Here is a 13,384-nt window from a genome sequence, read left to right as displayed (position 1 = left end):
TCTGTGCTATTTACCAAAGCTAGCGAATACGCTTTACTTTCTTTAATTTATATTTCTCAAAAAGAAACACCTCAAGATGTAGATTCTTTAGCTTTAGAGCTTGATATTCCTAAAAGTTTTTTAGCTAAAATTTTACAAACTTTAGCTAAAGATGGCTTGTTAAAATCCTTTAAAGGGGCAAAAGGTGGTTTTGTTTTAATCAAAGAACCAAGTCAATATACTATAAAAGAAATTGTTAATAGTGCTGAAAAAAAGGATATCAGTGTATTTGAATGCAGTGGTGGCACTTGTCCAAATAATAAAGAAGAAAATTGCACCTTAATGCCTATGTTAGTAAATTTACAAAATAAAGTAGATGAATTTTTAGATTCTATTACTTTAGAAGATATTATGAAAAATAATGGCAAAAAATAAAATAGTCGATTTAGTTTTTCCTTTCTTGGGGCCTTTAATCGCTCCTGTTTTAAAAGCTAAAAGCTTGACTATTGTTGGTTTTTTAGTTTGTATTTTAGCTATTATTATAGTTCCTTTACCAAGTCCTATTTTGGACTTTTTCTTGGCTTTAAGTATAGCTTTATCGGTATTAATTATTTTAATTTCTATTTATATACCCAAACCGACAGATTTAACAACTTTTCCAACTTTAATCTTGATTATCACTTTATTTAGGCTTTCATTAAATATAGCTACCACAAGGATGATTTTAAGCGAAGGGCAAAACGGCCCTGAAGCTGTGAGTGAGATTATAGCAGCATTTGGAGAATTTGTTGTTGGTGGAAATATGGTCATTGGCGTGATTGTATTTTGTATTTTAGTATTGATTAATTTCATGGTTGTAACAAAAGGTAGTACAAGGGTTTCTGAAGTACAAGCAAGATTTACACTTGATGCGATGCCGGGTAAACAAATGGCTATTGATGCGGATTTAAATGCAGGACTTATTGATGAACAAACCGCTAGAGCAAGACGTCAAGAAGTTATTGCTGAGGCAAACTTCTATGGTGCAATGGATGGTTCTTCTAAATTTATCAAAGGAGATGCTGTTGCAGGGATTATCATAACTATTATAAATATCATAGGTGGTTTTTTAATAGGATCTTTTCAGCACGATATGGCTTTAAGCGATGCTGCATCTACTTATACTATTTTAACCATAGGTGATGGACTTGTATCTCAAATTCCAGGACTTATTACTTCTACTGCAACCGCTATAATTATCACTCGTGCAAGCAAAGATGAGGAAAATTTTGCAGAAGGAACTTTAACTCAACTTTTAAGCGAATATCGCACGCTTTTAATAGTAGGTTTTGTACTTTTTATCTTTGCGTTAGTGCCTGGTTTGCCAACTTTATCCTTGGGCTTTATGGCTTTAGTATTTTTAAGCCTTGGCTATCTTACCAAGCAGGTTAAGGAAGGTAAAATTGATATAACTACAGTTAAAAAAAGCAAACCAAGTGCCGCAGCTGCATCTCAAAGTGGAGCAGGTGGGACAACGGCAGCGCCTGCTAAGAAAAGCGAAGAAGAAATTCTCAAAGAAGAAGAGCACAAGATTAACGATATACTCAAAGTTGAAATTTTAGAACTTGAACTTGGATACGGACTTATTAAGCTTGCTGAAAACGAACTTACAGAAAGAATTCGCTCAATGAGAAGAAGTATTGCTGAAAGTTTAGGATTTTTAATGCCAAAAATAAGAATAAGAGATAATTTAAGACTTAAACCAAATGAGTATAGTTTTAAACTCAAGGGCGTGTCTATAGCAAGTGCTGAAATTTATCCGGATAAATATTTAGCCATGGATAGTGGTTTTATCACAGAAGAGATAGAAGGGATTGCTACAAAAGAACCCGCTTTTAACTCTGATGCACTTTGGATTGATGCGAATTTAAAAGATGAAGCAACATTAAATGGCTATATAGTAATAGATCCTGCAAGTGTTATTTCAACACATATGAGCGAACTTATCAAAGCGCACGCAAGCGAACTTCTCACACGCCAAGAGGTACAAAATCTTCTTGATAAGGTTAAAAATGATTATCCAATCATCGTAGAAGGTGCTTTAGGTGTTGCATCTGTAAGTCTTATTCAAAAAATTCTCAAAGACTTGCTTAAGCATCACATACCAATTAAAGATATGCTTACTATTTTAGAATCTGTAAGCGATATAGCAGAAGTAAGCAAGAGTTTTGATATGATTATTGAACATGTAAGGGCGTCCTTGGCTAGGATGATTACAAATATGTATTTAGATGATAAAGGAAATTTGGATATTTTTATCTTAGACTCTGCTAGTTCTGCGGTTTTAATGGAAAATGTACAATTTAGAGATGGAAGTTATCACTTGCCTTTAAGTGTAGCTCAAACAGGTACTTTAGTAGATACTCTAAGGGCTGAAGTTGCCGCAGTAGCAAATGGTCGTATCAAGCCTTTTATACTTTGCGTTGAACCGCAGCTTAGAAAATTCATTGCTGATATTTGTTATAATTTTAGCATTAATATAGTAGTGTTAAGTTTTGCAGAAATTGCAGAAAATACAAATTTTAATACCGAGGGTATTATTAGGATAGAACTTTAAGGAATATAATGAAAATTTATCATCTTTCACATACAGATCTTGATGGCTATGCTTGTCAATTTATAGTAAATTTTTATTTTAAAAATGTGAAATTTTATAATTCTAATTATGGCAAAGAAATTAATGAAAATTTTAACTCTATTATAGGCGATATAGAAAAAGATGAAAATTTCGGAAAAGCTATTATTCTAATAACAGATTTAAATTTAAATTTAAATCAATGCGAAGAATTTGAAAAAATTTGCAAAGAGAAAAATACTAAAATTTTTCTTCTTGATCATCATCAAAGTGGCGAAGAATGTGCTCAAAAATATTCTTGGTATTTACTTGATTCTAAAAGATGTGCAACTAAAATCGTTTATGATTTTTTCTCTAAAATCTGTACTCCTGTTTTAGAACTTTCAAAATTTGTTGATGTGGTTAATGCTGTTGATATTTGGCTGAGCGAGGATGAAAATTTTGAACTTGGAAAGGTTTTTTTAGGCTTGATTGCCAATGCAAAAGAAATAAATCGTGTAATGTTTAAAGAATCTCAAATTGATTATATGTTTTTCTTGCTTGATAAGGCTTGGAAATTTATAGGAAAAGAAAATGCAAATATTTTACTCGATAATGCTACTCATTTTATAAAAAAGGATTATTTTGCCAGAAAAAATGATGATACTCTTTCTAATTTAATTTCTTATTTTGTAGTTGAAAAACTAAGTGAGCTAAAAGAAAATTTCAGCATAGAATATGAAGGCCATAAAGGCATCTTAACTTCAAATATAGGCAATACTTCTGTTATTGGAAATGATTTTTTAGTAAAAAATCCTGATTATGACTTTTTTATTGATGTTAGTTCTAGAAAAACCTTAAGTTTTCGTGCAAATGGAAAAATAGATGTAAGTTTAATGGCTAAAAATTTAGTAGGTGGTGGCGGACATAAAAATGCTAGTGGTGGACTTTTTGCGACATTTAAAGATGGAGCAAATTATAATTATATTAAGGCTCAAATTATTGATTTAATTAAAAGCAAAGAACTTAAAAAGGAAAACAATGAATCAAAACAATAATAAAACCTTAAAAAATGAATTAGAAGATTTACAATATGAGCTTAGCATAGTTTTAGAAGCTATGCTTTTATACGCTGGAGTTAAAAGAGAAAAATTAGAAAATGCAATAGAAGCTTATATTGATAATATAGATAATGTACTCGAAAATTCCGACAAAGAAGGGGTTGATGAAATTTTAGAAGTGGTGGAATTTCTAAAAAATAAATACAAAGATTTTTTTCAATGAAAAAGTATATTTTAATTTTTTTTAGTTTATATTCTTTAAGTTTTGCTAATATTTATGAAAAATTAAATGATTTTGCTTATGAAAAAAAACCGAATAAAGATTTTAAGATTCAAGAAGTTAAATTAGTGCAATTTTCACAAGAAAATAAAGATTGCCTTGAACTTTTAATAGAAGCCAGTCAAGTTAGAATTTTAAATAGCTATAATTCTTGTCAAAAATTATCTAAAGATGAAAGTTTTCAAAAATTTCTTAATGAAGATTTTTTAAAACTTTATAAAAATAATGGATATTTGATTAATGAAAATTTACAAAATTTGAAAAATACCATGCAGGATATTATGATATATTATAAACTCCGATATTCTTTTAGTAAAGATGTAAAAGATATGAGTAAAAATAAGAATTTGGATATTTTAAATATAGATGAAAAAGATGGTGGCACTTTACTTTACAAAATCAACAATCAAGCTTGTGTTGGAATAGAACTTACAAGACATGACTCAAGAATGGCTATGAAAATATACGGGATAGAAAATTTGGATAAAGAGTGCAAACTATTTATCCAATCACCTTCTTTTAAAGATCTTTCCTACACAAAAAAGGATTTTAAGTGGTATTATTTAGAATAAATAAATGCTTTAATTTTTAAATAAAAATTTTTAAAAACCACACTTAAAGTAAAAGTATCTTGCCTTCCAAGATTTTGAAAAACGCAGTTGTCTAAGTCTTTTTTTTCTTGAATGCTTAAATTTTTCATTAACCTAACCTTTAAAAATATTGCAAGATTTTATTATAGCGAAAAAACTTTATTTTTGCTTTAAATATATAAGTTCTATTTTAAATATAAACGAATATTATTTTAAGGTTTAAAGCTTTTTTCTTAAAATGTAATTAGGTTTTATTGACTTTTTCTAAATAAAGTCTTATACTGAATTTAAATTACGCAAAATAAGGAGGGAAATTGATGAATAAATTTTCTATAGTTTTAACTTTGTTGTTATGTGGAAGTTGTGCTTTAGCCTTAGATCCAAATTTGGAAAAAACTAAGAGTGCAACAGGTATTGATCTGCCTACTGCCAAATGGAATTTACCTAAGGAATTAAATGAAGATGGCACTATAGATGAAACTAAAATGCCAAAAAAATTCAGAATATAGCAAAATGGTTATTTTGGGAAATAAAATTCTTAATGAAACAAGCAAATATGTGGGTCCACAAGCCAAAGATCCTAAAAAAAAGATTTGCGGGAAATAATCTTTCTTGTTCAAGCTGTCATGCTAATGGTGGAAGTGTGCAAAATCAATCGGGTTTTGTAAGAATTTGGGCAAGATTTCCACAATATAATGCAAGAGGAGATAAAGTAATTACCTTAGCAGATAGGATCAATGGCTGTTTTGAACGCTCTATGAATGGCAAAAGAATGCCTAGTGATACACCTGAAATGAAAGCCATGCTAACTTATATGCAATGGTTATCTCAAGGAGTTCCAGTAGGAGCTAAGATAGAAGGATAGGGACTTAAGAAGATAGATTTCATCTTAAGAGCAGCTGATCCTAAAAAAAGGTAAGGCAATTTATATGGATAAATGTGCCGTTTGTCATCAAGAAAATGGCTTAGGGCTTAAAAATGAGGATAGCACAGGGGCGTATTATCTTTATCCACCACTTTGGGGTGATGATAGTTATAATACAGGAACTGGAATGTATCGTCTTATCAAAGCTGCTTCTTATATTAAAGAAAATATGCCTCAAGGTGCGCCTGACTTAAGTCTTGAAGATGCTTATGATGTAGCAGCTTACATGAATTCACAAGCTCGTCCTATTAAAGCAAATAGAAATAAAGACTTTCCAGATAGAAAGGTTAAGCCTTTAGATATGGATGTAGGACCTTATGATGATAGCTTTTCTACAACCCAACATCGCTATGGACCTTATACAAATATGATCAAAAAATAATTTTTAAGGCAATTTTTATTGCCTTAAAAATTTATTATTTCATATTACTTAATTTTTTAACTAGATCTTCTAAATCTTGCATTGAATTGATTGCGCTTGGGTTAATTTGATATTTTCCATTAACAACAAAAGCAGGGGTACCATAGGTTTTAGCTATATCATTAGCTCTTTGAAACTCGCTTAAAATTTCTTTAGCTTTTGGGGTATTTAAAAAATTTAATACTTCATTTTTATTTACATTCATAGCCTTTAAACCTATGTCGTAAAATTCATCTAAATTTGAAAAATTTCTTTGCTTGTTTAAAAAATAAGAAACAAAATAAACATCAGCAAGTTTATAAGATAAACTATCAGAATAACTCGCATCTTTACCATTTTGCTCATCTTTGTATTGAGCAAAGGCAAAAAGCTCATTCATTTCTTTGGAAAATTCCCCATTCGTTAAACTTACAGGATAGAGTTTAAAATGTAAATTTGGAAAAGCTTCTCTCAGTTTTTCAAGGGTTCCAAATTTATGATGATTATAACAATGTATACATTTATAAGAAAATGCTTCTATTACACTATTTTCAGAGCTAGGTAAACTTGGATTAAGAGTAATAAAACTATTATTTGCTAATGCAAAACTTGAACAAAATACAAGCGTTAAAACAAATTTGCAAAAAAATTTACGCATATTATATCCTTTAGTTAAATAAAATTTTCAAAGATAATTTTATTTAAAAAAAATAAATAAGCCGCCAAAATTTATTTTTTGGTAATTTTTATTGATTAACACTAAAAGGCATTGCTTGATAACCCGTGCCTGAACCGCTGAATTGAATTTGAACCGAAGACTCCTTAGCGCCCCAGTTAAATTCATCAATTTTAGGTTTTGGTTCTCCAAGACTTACACCTTTACTAAGATTAAAAGCCATTCCAGCGTTGCACTATAAACCATAATAGAATCTTTATCTGGTTCATATTAAGTTAAAGAAGTTACAGGATAAAACCATTCATTGCCATTTTTATCTACAGGTTGCAATAAATATTTTTGAAATTCTTTATTCCACCCTTTATATGCGCCCAAACCTGCTATATCTCCAAATTTGTCGCTTTCATCCATTTTGGCAAGCTCTTCATCGCTTAAAGTTTTACCCACTTTACTTGCATCTATATTTAAACACACTGCACCTTGATCTAAAGCTTTGATAATGGTACTTCTATAAGGATCTAAAATCTCATACAATCTCCAATCATCAACAACATTACCATCCTCATCTACTTCTATAATAGTATCACACACTGTGCGTACATGCTTACTATCTTGGACGCAAAGATAATGCCCATTTTTTGCATATTGTCCATAGCATGAGAAAAAATCTATATAGGCAGCAGGTAATTTGCGATTGAAAATTTCTCTTCCCAGACATCGTATTTTACATATCTTTGACCAAATCCCCAAGTTAAAGCTCCATCTTTGTTTTGACGAAAACTTATCATAATTCCACGATTGTAAATATTGCCCCAGTTCATTAGTTTATTGTTATCATAATACCATCTGATTTCACCCTTGGTATCTTATAATAAAGACATTTGAATTTCCATCCCATTCCATAGCACCACCTACAAGATTATTCCATACAGATTATGAGTCTTTGCCAGATTATTTTCCAGGAGCATTATTTACTAAATATAGCCTATCTGAAAATTTTGGATCCATTTTTAATACTTTCACATTTTCAAAAAGAGTTCCTCTTTGATCAGTGCCTTCCACTTGGTTCTATACTAACCCCTGGAGTTGCAATTTTATAAATCTCATGAATGATTTTTTGACTTTTACTATTTGTAGATTTAGCATAACTTACCTTTACTATAAGAAGGATAAAGTCCAAAAATAGGAATTCCACCATAAGTCTTAGCCATTTTAGAATTCACATTATAAGAGATAGTTTGGCCATTTGGTTTAGGAACAATGGTTACTTTTATATCACTTAAAACATAGGCATTATTCATGATAATAGCGGTCAAAGGAGATAATCCATAAGGATTCATTTTAATCATACCCATTTGTCCTTGAATTTGCTAATCTATTTTCACTCCACTAGGATCACCCATGGCCATTAAAGCATTAGGCGCAAGCAGGGTAGAACACGCCAAAAGTGCCATGCAAAGAGTTTTGCTAAGTCTCATGATAAATCCTTTAAAATTATTTAAGCCATCCTAAAATAGCTTAATAAAATTTTAATAATACGCAACAAAAATAATTTGTTGCGTATTTTAAGAGCATCTTAAAACGACTTGATTCAAATAAATTAAACTAACTATATTTTGATTTGGATTTTTTGGTTCGCCTATAAATTTAAGCACTAAAACCAAAATAACAATCACCAATGCAAAAATTTTAGCATTAGGTTTATTTTTATCTAAAACATAGGCTATAAACATTGCAAAAAGCACAATAAAACAACATAAAAATGCTATAAGACAGCAAATTGGCATATTCATAAACTTTAAACTAGGAATCAAATACCAACCATTGCTATAAAGCCCATTTTCAAAATCAGGTAGAGTTCCTATAAAAAATTTTTGAAAAGCATTGAGATGATTATAAGCATTTTTTGGAACTACAGGGGTATCCATCCCACATTCTCCTGTTGGCAAAAACCAACTAGGAGCCCACTCATGCAAAGGTAAATTAAATGGATAAATAGGAATTTCACGACATCCATCTACACCTGCAAAAGGATTTTCAGAATGAACCACTTCATGAATATGATTTAAAGTTAGACAATGCTCCAAGCCAAGCCAAATTCCATAAAAAGCTAAGCTATAAGAAAAAATTTTTATAATATTATTTGCAGGGTTGATTAATGCAATCATACCACCTATAGCCATAACAAGCATATCAAATCTTATATATACACATTGTTCGCAAGGTTCCATAAAAAGATATTCTTGAAATAAAAAATGTGCTATACAAGCAAGTCCTATAGTAACTATAATCAAAATTAACCAAGGTTCACGCGTATCTTGCCATTTAGAAAGTGAAAAATTTCTGCATTTATCTTTCATTTTTATACAACTCATTTTTGCTTGCTAAGTTCTTTAGTAATTTCAATCAAAGCTTCAGGATTTTTACCATTTTCCCATCTTTGTTTTTTCTTAAAATATGCATTAAAATAAGCTTCAGCAACTTTATGAGTTAAGCTATTTTTATCCGTAGGATCAATTTTATTTACACCATCCTTAAATGTCGCAAAAGCAAAAATTTCATTAGCTTGCCTTCCATAATCTCCCATAGAACTTACAGGATAAAATTTATAAGTTAAATTAGGTAATTTTTCTTTAACTTTACCCATGGTATTAAATTTGTGATGATCATAACAATGAGTACAGTGATAAGAAAAAATTTCAATCAATGAATTATCAGCGTTAGCAATAGGATTTTTAAGAATTACATATTCTTTACCTTCACTTAATGCGCTAGCACTTATACCTGCTAAAAAAGCACATACAACAATAGATCTTGCTAATTTTACTGGAAATTTCATTACCCTCTCCTTGAAATTTGGTTTTGATAAAACTTTTTATTAAGTTTTTATGTAATAACTATTATAAAACTATTAAAATAAAAATATTCTTAAAAAATGTTATAACTAAGAATATTTACTTTAACTAAAAATCAAGAATAGGGGATTAAAAAATTTAATGCACAAGTTATCATTTTTATGTATATTTTGATAATAATATAAAATAATTTAATTTTTAAATATTCTTTATAGTTTTCAAGAAAAGTAAAATATAATTTTAATTTACGAAATAAAATTATCAATTTTTTACATTATATTTTATGGATAAGTTTATTTCACTCAAAAGGTAAAATCATAAAAGTATGTAAAAATAGTAGCTTAATCTATATCAAAGTAGAATAATCTAGGTGTATATAAAAAAGTTTGAAAATTACAGTTTTCAATACAAAATTATAAATTTTATATATTTTTACCTTTTATCATATCTTTTTATGATTGATATAAGATTTATTTAATAAAAATATTTCAATCTTTTTGCCTTGCATATAAAAACAAACTTTTTCCTAAAAAAGCTTTTTTTTACTAAGTTAATACTAAAATACCTTTTCTAGTTAAAAAGCTAAAATTTTAGATTTAGGAAAAGTTTTTATGAAATACCCTTTAGATTGTGAAGAAAATTTTGAAAAATCATTCTTATTTTGGTTAGCAAAATATGTAAAATTTAAACTCAACTCACTATCTAACAAAGAGTTAAAAAATCCACAAGCTTTAGCAGAAGTTAATTTTGCTCTTACAAAAGGTGTAAAAAATATTGATGAACTTGACGCTCTAGCAAAAAAAGCAAGAAATGCTGGTTTAAGTGGAGTTAATACTTATTTTAATCCTTTAAAAAAAGTATTTGAATATTTAAATTTTTATAAGCTTTACTCTTTAAAACAGATTGATGAAGAACTCATTGTAGAAGTTTTAGCAAGTATAACAGGTGCTTTATCAGATGCAAGCAAAAAAAATTACCGTATTGCTGTGATTAATTTTTTTGATTTTTTAGACAAGCAAAATGAAGAAGATGAAAAAGCACATATTTTCGATATCAATCTTAAAAACTGGGCAGGTATAGCAGGTTCTAAAGGGGTAAAATTACCTGAATTTATGAGTGAAGAAGAGCTTAAAAAATTTCTTGATGCTATTGAAAATGCAGATTTTAAAAACAATACCATACGCAATAAACTTATTATTAAAATCATCATTTTTACAGGCATACGGGTAAGTGAAGCTATCAATATCAAAATGGGTGATATTAGCGAAGAAAACGATCTTTATATCATAAGAATAAGAGCTAAAGGCAATAAATATCGTGTTGTAATGATAAAAAAAGAACTTATTTACGATTTGCTTAAAAATGTAAGTATTAATTATATGAGTAAAGACGCCCTACTTTTTGTCAATAAAAAAGGCACTCCACTGACTCAATCTTATGTCAGTCGCATAGTAGAACAGCTTTTATTTCGTGCAGGAATTCGCAAACAAAAAAATGGTGCTCATATGTTGCGTCATACTTTTGCCACCCTGCTTTATAAAAAACAAAAAGATTTAGTTTTAGTTCAAGAAGCTTTAGGGCATGCAAGTTTAAATACCTCAAGAATTTACACTCATTTTGATAATGATAAATTAAAACTTGCCGCACAGGTTGCAAAGGAATTAAGTGACTCTTGAAAACTATGCTGTTTTTGGTAAATATTTTTACCATGATTTAAAACACACTTTAAAAGCCTTTAACCACAAAGAAAGTAAAAAATGCTTTAAATTTATAGAAAAATATAAAAATGATTTTTATATTTTAATGCTTGCTGATTATGAGCTATATAGATATTTTCAAGATAAAAATTTCACAAGCAAAAAAGCTTATTTGTCTATATTTGCTTTTAAAAAAAGAAAAAAATTTCAAAAAGAAGATATCGATGAAGAAAAATTTATTCCTGAATTTATAAATTTTTTAGATCAAGATAATTACAAAGAAAATTTCATCAAGGTTAAAGAGGCAATCTCTAAAGGAAGAGTTTATCAAATCAACCTTACTCAAAATTTTAAATTTCATAGCAAAATGGATTCTTTTGAACTTTTTAAACTTTTGCTTTCTAGACAAGATACTGAATTTAAAGCTTTTATAAAAGATGAAACAAGAGAAATTTTATCCTTTTCTCCTGAACTTTTCTTCAAAACCAAAAAAAGAAAAATATTTACAAAACCTATGAAAGGCACAATTAAGCGTGATAAAGATCCTATAAAAGATGAAGAAAATAAAATTTTCTTGCAAAATGATACAAAAAATCTGAGTGAAAATGTTATGATTTGTGATCTTTTACGCAACGATCTTTCAAAAATCATCACAAAAAAAAGCTTAAAAACCAAACTTTTTGAAATTCAAAGTCACCCTACTTTACATCAAATGACTTCAAGCGTACAAGGAAAACTTAAAAAAAATATTTCTTTATATCAAATTTTTAAAGCTCTCTTTCCTTGTGGTTCTATTACAGGTGCTCCAAAGCTTGAAAGCATTAAATTTATTGAAGAATTAGAACAAAGAGATCGTGGTATTTACTGCGGAACTATAGGTTTAATACACAAAAATAAAAATAAATTTAGCGTAGCCATACGCACCTTAGAAAAACAAAATGAAATTTATACTTATAGCACGGGTAGCGGCTTAGTTTGGGACTCAAAATTCAAAGATGAATTTGAAGAATTAAAACTTAAAAGTGCAATCTTAAATCCTTGTGATTTTTATCTTTTTGAAACCATGTATTTTAAAAATTCTCAAATTTTATTTTTAAAAGAACATTTATTAAGGCTTATAAATTCAGCTCTTAAATTTAATTTTAATACTCACAAGCTCTTTAAAGATTTTTATAATGTTTTAAATCAAAAAAGTTCTTATAAAGAATATCAAAATTTTACACTTTTTAAACTCGATGAAAAAATTTTCCACAAAAAACACTCTTTATTTTATAATTTTCCCCTACCCTTTAAAAATCCACATAAAGAAGGAATTTTAAAGCTTATTTTATACAGAGACGGAAGATACGAATTTCAACAAAGTGCCTTAAAACAAAATTCAAACGATATTTTGCTTTTAAGTGATGATAAAATTAACTCAAAAAGTGACAATCTCTATCACAAAAGCTCTTTGCGTACTCTTTATAATCAACACTCATACAAATGGCAGCAAAACTTGTGTTATGACATAGCTTTTTTTAACGAAAAAGATGAACTTTGCGAAGGTTCAAGAACCAATCTCATCTTAGAAAAAAACGCTCAATTTTATACTCCACAAATTCAAAGCGGTATGTTAAATGGCGTATATAGAAATTTCTTAATCAATCTTGGCTTGATAAAAGAAAAAGCATTATTTAAACAAGATTTATTTGAAGCAGAAAATATTTATTGCATTAATTCCGTGCGTGGTTTAAAAAAGGTAAAATTACAATGAAGAAAATTTTATTTATAGATAATTATGATTCTTTTAGTTATACCATCATCTATTATCTTAAAGAACTTGGTTTTGAATGTAAAGTGATAAAAAATGATGCCTTTAAAAAAGCTAAAGAATTAGAAAAATTTGATTTTACTCATCTTATCATCTCTCCTGGGCCTCATTCTCCTAAGGAATCTAAATTAAGCTTAAAAGCAATCAAATATTTTAAAAAAAATAAAAAAATTTTAGGTATATGTTTAGGGCATCAGTGTATAGCTGAAGTTTTTGGCGGTAGGGTTTCTAAAATACAAAATCCCATGCATGGTAAAATTTCTCAACTTTATTTTAAAAAAGATCCTATTTTTAAGGGTATTAAAAAAGAAATTGAAATTTGTTTATATCATTCTTTACATATCAGTTTTATGCCTAAAAAATGCAAAATTTTAGCTCATAATTCAGAAAATATCATTATGGCAATTAAACATAAAAAATATCCCATTTATGGATTACAATTTCACCCTGAAGCGGTTTTAACTCAAAAAGGTAAAAAAATACTTAAAAACTTTATGAAACTTTAGTTTTTTTGCGTT

17 protein-coding genes and 1 pseudogene are annotated in these 13,384 nt (G+C 28.6%); 11 read left to right on the top strand and 7 right to left on the bottom strand.

Annotation, left to right across the window (positions count from 1 at the left end):
* The first annotated feature begins 3 nt into the window (after positions 1–3).
* From AJ889_RS07470 to AJ889_RS07450, 5 genes are read left to right on the top strand one after another with little or no spacing between them, the layout of a single operon-like run.
* Positions 4–414, top strand: coding sequence for an RrF2 family transcriptional regulator (locus AJ889_RS07470; RefSeq protein WP_002852609.1), 411 nt, complete (start codon positions 4–6; stop codon positions 412–414).
* Positions 401–2,575 carry a flagellar biosynthesis protein FlhA gene (gene flhA / locus AJ889_RS07465; protein ID WP_002859544.1) on the top strand — a complete coding sequence of 725 codons (2,175 nt, stop codon included), beginning with the start codon at positions 401–403 and terminating at the stop codon, positions 2,573–2,575. The genes AJ889_RS07470 and flhA overlap by 14 nt, the downstream gene beginning before the upstream one ends.
* A gap of 8 nt (positions 2,576–2,583) precedes the next feature.
* Positions 2,584–3,630, top strand: a complete 1,047-nt coding sequence (locus tag AJ889_RS07460) for a DHH family phosphoesterase (protein WP_002859543.1) — start codon at positions 2,584–2,586, stop codon at positions 3,628–3,630.
* The gene (locus AJ889_RS07455) at positions 3,614–3,856 is read left to right on the top strand and encodes a hypothetical protein (protein ID WP_002859542.1); all 243 of its coding nucleotides are present in this window, start codon (positions 3,614–3,616) and stop codon (positions 3,854–3,856) included. Before AJ889_RS07460 ends, AJ889_RS07455 begins: the two co-directional genes overlap by 17 nt.
* Complete coding sequence (locus AJ889_RS07450) at positions 3,853–4,485, top strand: hypothetical protein (RefSeq protein WP_002860525.1); 633 nt, start codon at positions 3,853–3,855, stop codon at positions 4,483–4,485. The genes AJ889_RS07455 and AJ889_RS07450 overlap by 4 nt, the downstream gene beginning before the upstream one ends.
* Here AJ889_RS07450 and AJ889_RS09470 read toward each other — a convergent pair.
* Positions 4,473–4,613 carry a hypothetical protein gene (locus tag AJ889_RS09470; RefSeq protein WP_002852524.1) on the bottom strand — a complete coding sequence of 47 codons (141 nt, stop codon included), beginning with the start codon at positions 4,611–4,613 and terminating at the stop codon, positions 4,473–4,475. The two genes, AJ889_RS07450 and AJ889_RS09470, sit on opposite strands and share 13 nt — an antisense overlap.
* Before the next feature lie 207 nt (positions 4,614–4,820).
* On the opposite strand from AJ889_RS09470, the gene AJ889_RS09800 reads away from it, so the two are divergent.
* Genes AJ889_RS09800 through AJ889_RS09790 form a run of 3 tightly spaced genes read left to right on the top strand, consistent with a single transcriptional unit; the run spans position 4,821 to position 5,810 of the window.
* The gene (locus AJ889_RS09800) at positions 4,821–5,012 is read left to right on the top strand and encodes a hypothetical protein (protein ID WP_224362584.1); all 192 of its coding nucleotides are present in this window, start codon (positions 4,821–4,823) and stop codon (positions 5,010–5,012) included.
* A gap of 32 nt (positions 5,013–5,044) precedes the next feature.
* A complete protein-coding gene (locus AJ889_RS09795) occupies positions 5,045–5,368 on the top strand; it encodes a c-type cytochrome (protein WP_224326963.1) in 324 nt (107 codons plus the stop codon).
* Between the two features lie 34 nt (positions 5,369–5,402).
* On the top strand, positions 5,403–5,810 hold the full coding sequence (locus AJ889_RS09790; RefSeq protein WP_002860523.1) for a c-type cytochrome: 408 nt from the start codon (positions 5,403–5,405) through the stop codon (positions 5,808–5,810).
* Between the two features lie 34 nt (positions 5,811–5,844).
* Here AJ889_RS09790 and AJ889_RS07420 read toward each other — a convergent pair whose 3' ends face one another.
* The 6 genes and pseudogenes from AJ889_RS07420 to AJ889_RS07395 all read right to left on the bottom strand — a co-directional run bounded on the left by AJ889_RS07420 (position 5,845) and on the right by AJ889_RS07395 (position 9,343).
* On the bottom strand, positions 5,845–6,486 hold the full coding sequence (locus AJ889_RS07420) for a thiol:disulfide interchange protein DsbA/DsbL (RefSeq protein ID WP_002934577.1): 642 nt from the start codon (positions 6,484–6,486) through the stop codon (positions 5,845–5,847).
* Positions 6,487–6,574: 88 nt separating this feature from the next.
* A complete protein-coding gene (locus tag AJ889_RS09785) occupies positions 6,575–6,727 on the bottom strand; it encodes a hypothetical protein (protein ID WP_224326965.1) in 153 nt (50 codons plus the stop codon).
* 47 nt (positions 6,728–6,774) lie between these two features.
* Positions 6,775–7,325 (bottom strand): annotated as a pseudogene (locus tag AJ889_RS09780) (aryl-sulfate sulfotransferase).
* Between the two features lie 318 nt (positions 7,326–7,643).
* Complete coding sequence (locus AJ889_RS09770; protein WP_052797049.1) at positions 7,644–7,859, bottom strand: aryl-sulfate sulfotransferase N-terminal domain-containing protein; 216 nt, start codon at positions 7,857–7,859, stop codon at positions 7,644–7,646.
* Between the two features lie 210 nt (positions 7,860–8,069).
* Positions 8,070–8,879 carry a protein-disulfide oxidoreductase DsbI gene (gene dsbI / locus AJ889_RS07400; RefSeq protein ID WP_002934579.1) on the bottom strand — a complete coding sequence of 270 codons (810 nt, stop codon included), beginning with the start codon at positions 8,877–8,879 and terminating at the stop codon, positions 8,070–8,072.
* Positions 8,876–9,343 (bottom strand): hypothetical protein, encoded by a 468-nt coding sequence (locus AJ889_RS07395; RefSeq protein ID WP_002908624.1) that lies wholly within the window; start codon positions 9,341–9,343, stop codon positions 8,876–8,878. The genes dsbI and AJ889_RS07395 overlap by 4 nt, the downstream gene beginning before the upstream one ends.
* A gap of 627 nt (positions 9,344–9,970) precedes the next feature.
* Between AJ889_RS07395 and AJ889_RS07390 the strand changes: the two genes are divergently transcribed.
* The 3 genes from AJ889_RS07390 to AJ889_RS07380 are packed head-to-tail and all read left to right on the top strand — an operon-like array spanning position 9,971 to position 13,372.
* Positions 9,971–11,035, top strand: a complete 1,065-nt coding sequence (locus tag AJ889_RS07390; protein WP_002860519.1) for a tyrosine-type recombinase/integrase — start codon at positions 9,971–9,973, stop codon at positions 11,033–11,035.
* On the top strand, positions 11,025–12,809 hold the full coding sequence (locus AJ889_RS07385; RefSeq protein WP_032584949.1) for a bifunctional chorismate-binding protein/class IV aminotransferase: 1,785 nt from the start codon (positions 11,025–11,027) through the stop codon (positions 12,807–12,809). The genes AJ889_RS07390 and AJ889_RS07385 overlap by 11 nt, the downstream gene beginning before the upstream one ends.
* Positions 12,806–13,372, top strand: a complete 567-nt coding sequence (locus AJ889_RS07380) for an aminodeoxychorismate/anthranilate synthase component II (RefSeq protein WP_032584952.1) — start codon at positions 12,806–12,808, stop codon at positions 13,370–13,372. Before AJ889_RS07385 ends, AJ889_RS07380 begins: the two co-directional genes overlap by 4 nt.
* Positions 13,373–13,384: the final 12 nt, after the last annotated feature.

The organism is Campylobacter sp. BCW_6468 (genome assembly GCF_001762865.1).
In the GTDB taxonomy this organism is placed as follows: Bacteria; Campylobacterota; Campylobacteria; order Campylobacterales; family Campylobacteraceae; genus Campylobacter_D; species Campylobacter_D jejuni.
This window is presented reverse-complemented; position numbering and strand designations above follow the sequence as displayed.

Bases quoted from the DNA above. Each gene is read 5' to 3' on its own strand.
- AJ889_RS09800 (WP_224362584.1), top strand. From the start codon at position 4,821: ATGAATAAATTTTCTATAGTTTTAACTTTGTTGTTATGTGGAAGTTGT.
- AJ889_RS09795 (WP_224326963.1), top strand. From the start codon at position 5,045: ATGAAACAAGCAAATATGTGGGTCCACAAGCCAAAGATCCTAAAAAAA.
- AJ889_RS07455 (WP_002859542.1), top strand. From the start codon at position 3,614: ATGAATCAAAACAATAATAAAACCTTAAAAAATGAATTAGAAGATTTA.
- AJ889_RS09785 (WP_224326965.1), bottom strand. From the start codon at position 6,727: ATGGCTTTTAATCTTAGTAAAGGTGTAAGTCTTGGAGAACCAAAACCT.
- AJ889_RS07460 (WP_002859543.1), top strand. From the start codon at position 2,584: ATGAAAATTTATCATCTTTCACATACAGATCTTGATGGCTATGCTTGT.
- AJ889_RS07390 (WP_002860519.1), top strand. From the start codon at position 9,971: ATGAAATACCCTTTAGATTGTGAAGAAAATTTTGAAAAATCATTCTTA.
- AJ889_RS07420 (WP_002934577.1), bottom strand. From the start codon at position 6,486: ATGCGTAAATTTTTTTGCAAATTTGTTTTAACGCTTGTATTTTGTTCA.
- AJ889_RS09770 (WP_052797049.1), bottom strand. From the start codon at position 7,859: ATGGGTATGATTAAAATGAATCCTTATGGATTATCTCCTTTGACCGCT.
- flhA (WP_002859544.1), top strand. From the start codon at position 401: ATGGCAAAAAATAAAATAGTCGATTTAGTTTTTCCTTTCTTGGGGCCT.
- dsbI (WP_002934579.1), bottom strand. From the start codon at position 8,879: ATGAGTTGTATAAAAATGAAAGATAAATGCAGAAATTTTTCACTTTCT.
- AJ889_RS07395 (WP_002908624.1), bottom strand. From the start codon at position 9,343: ATGAAATTTCCAGTAAAATTAGCAAGATCTATTGTTGTATGTGCTTTT.
- AJ889_RS07380 (WP_032584952.1), top strand. From the start codon at position 12,806: ATGAAGAAAATTTTATTTATAGATAATTATGATTCTTTTAGTTATACC.
- AJ889_RS07450 (WP_002860525.1), top strand. From the start codon at position 3,853: ATGAAAAAGTATATTTTAATTTTTTTTAGTTTATATTCTTTAAGTTTT.
- AJ889_RS09470 (WP_002852524.1), bottom strand. From the start codon at position 4,613: ATGAAAAATTTAAGCATTCAAGAAAAAAAAGACTTAGACAACTGCGTT.